The sequence below is a fragment of the Photobacterium sp. 53610 genome, from assembly GCF_036409375.1.
Taxonomy (GTDB): Bacteria; Pseudomonadota; Gammaproteobacteria; order Enterobacterales; family Vibrionaceae; genus Photobacterium.
Genome location: NZ_JAXOFS010000030.1, coordinates 1 through 2,163, shown reverse-complemented (window position 1 = coordinate 2,163; position 2,163 = coordinate 1). Strand labels below are relative to the sequence as shown.

At 59.0% G+C, this 2,163-nt stretch carries 1 protein-coding gene; it reads left to right on the top strand.

The features are described from left to right. Positions 1 to 2,163: condensation domain-containing protein (locus tag SPK40_RS22910; protein WP_330962013.1), on the top strand; the 2,163-nt coding region annotated here is incomplete at both ends.

The window sequence follows — 2,163 nt, the reverse complement described above, 5'->3', positions numbered from 1 at the left end:
GGGCCGACAGCCTGCCCTGCAATCCCTGGACATCAGCGGGATGAATGAAGCGTCATTACAGCAGGCTCTGACCGATGTGCAGAGCGGATTTGATTATCACGCAGGGAACGTTTGGCAGGCAGCTCATCTGACCGGTTATGCCGACGGCAGCGCCCGGTTGTTTTTTGCGGCGCACCATCTGGTGATTGACGCGGTCTCCTGGCGGTTGATTGCGGAGGACATGCGCCTTCTGCTGAATGGGGAAGCGCTGTCGCCAAAAACCAGCAGTTACCGCCAGTGGGTCGAGACAGTGCGGCATTACGGGGAGACCCATCCGGAGGAGGTGGCTTACTGGTCATCGGTGCTCTCTGCGCCTGCGCTTGAACTGGCCCCGGTGGCACTCAGTGAACACAGGACAGTGTTGTCCCCAGCCATGACTTCGGCGTTGCTGTCTCAGGCCGGGCAGGGATATCACACTCAAGTGAACGACTTGCTGCTCAGTGCGTTGGCCGTCGCGCTCTCGGAGACGTTTGATCAGGCGGAGAACAGCATTCTTCTGGAGGGGCACGGCCGGGAGGCGATTGATGTCCGGATTGACCTTTCCCGGACTGTGGGCTGGTTGACCACTATGTACCCAGTCAGGCTGACGAGCACACCGGCGATTGCTGACACCATTATTCAGACCAAAGAGATGTTGCAGGCCATCCCGAACAAAGGGATCGGCTATGGCGCGCTGGCGGATCTGCTGGGTCAGCCCTTGCCCCGGGTCAGTTTCAACTATCTTGGGCAGCTCAGTGTCGGTGAAGCCGAGGCGCTGTGGTCGCTGACCAGTGAGCCGTGCGGCGTGATGGTTGCGCCGGAGAACCAGAGCCCCTTGTTGCTCAATATTAACGGCGCGGTGCAGGATGGCACACTGTCTTTTTATGTGCACTGCCGGTTGGGAGAGGCACAGGGAGCGGCGTTCGCCCGGGCATTTGAGCAGGCGCTGTGTGCTGTGATTGACACCGCCTGCACCCAGGCTGTAGTGGGTGGGGTCAAGACGGCCAGCGACTATGGTCGGGGCGTGCTGTCTCAGTCTCAGTTGGCGCATTTACAGCAGCGTTATCACGGCATTGAAGCGATTTATCCGGCCAGTAGTTTGCAGCAGGGCTTTATTTATCATCAGCTCAGTCAGCCTGAGGATGACGCGTATTGCGTGCAGTTGCTTATGGATTACCACTGCACCCTGGATGTTGCGACCTACCGGGCGGCCTGGCAGCTGGCGGCGGAACGTTTCCCTGTCCTGCGGATGGCATTTGACTGGCAGGAAGCGCTGCTGCAAATCGTCCTGTCTCCCGCGGAAGCGAGTGGACCTCAGCTGGAGGTAGTGGATATCAGTCATTTGCTGGCATCGGATCGAGATTTGGAAATCAAACGGTTGCAGCAGGCAGACCGGGTGAAAGGCTTTGACCTGACGCAGCCGGGACTCTTCCGGTTGACCCTGATCCGTCACCATGAGCACCATTACACCCTGCTGAAAACAGAGCATCACAGCATCGCGGATGGCTGGAGCGGTCCGGTGCTCTGGCAGGCCGTGCATGAGTATTACCAGCAGCTCAGCCAGGGGCAAACACCCGTGATCACCGCAGACAAGGCGTATGCCCGGACGCAGCAGTACCATCTGTCCCATCAGGCGGAGACGGAGGCGTACTGGCAGGAACAGCGGTCTGCCTGGGAAGGGGGGAATGACGTGACGCCGTTGCTGACCCACCCGGTGAACCTTGCAAATCTCAGGCAGATTGATCGCCCGGCAGCCCAGACACTGACCCTGGCAGAAACCAGTTATGAGCAGTTGAAGGACACCTGTCAGCAGTTAGGCGTAACGCTCAACGTGGCGTTGCAGTTTGCCTGGCATAAACTCCTGCACACCTATACCGGAGACTCGCAGACTCTGGTCGGGACCACGGTCTCCGGGCGGGATGTGCCGGTTGAAGGCATTGAGCAGAGTGTCGGCCTCTATATTAATACCCTGCCGCTCTGTGTGGACTGGTCGGCGTCAGTCAACATTTCAGAAGTCTTGCAGGGGATCCACCAGCAGGTGGCCGCCATCAACACCCATAGTGCCATGTCGCTGGCGAAGCTTCAGCAGAGCGGGGAGCGCTTGTTCCATTCGCTGATGGTGTTTGAGAACTATCCGGCGCCGGA